This is a genomic window from Roseovarius sp. A46, from assembly GCF_004126395.1.
Classification (GTDB): domain Bacteria; phylum Pseudomonadota; class Alphaproteobacteria; order Rhodobacterales; family Rhodobacteraceae; genus Roseovarius; species Roseovarius nitratireducens.
This window is the reverse complement of the sequence record NZ_PVWS01000082.1, coordinates 1-246: the sequence shown is the minus strand read 5'-3', so window position 1 is coordinate 246 and position 246 is coordinate 1. Positions and strand designations below refer to the sequence as shown.

Here is a 246-nt window from a genome sequence, read left to right as displayed (position 1 = left end):
TCCGGGCACGCTCCTGTGGCGTCAGTTTGCGCCTGCGAACCCCGTGCCGCTGCACCTGATCGCGCATCGCGTGGTGCGCCAGAAGCGCCCGGGTGCGCGGCCCGATATAGGCGCTGTCCGCATAGAGGGCGGTCTCGTCGCCGACCATCAGATCACACAGGCTGTCCACTTCGGCCCGGTTGCCCGGGCTCACGCTCACGCGCCGCACGAACCCGTCCTCGTCGGCATTGACGAAGGCCTGCCAGC

1 pseudogene is annotated in these 246 nt (G+C 69.5%); it reads right to left on the bottom strand.

Annotated elements, in window-relative coordinates:
- Positions 1-246, bottom strand: a pseudogene (locus tag C6W92_RS17795) (hypothetical protein); the annotation flags it as partial.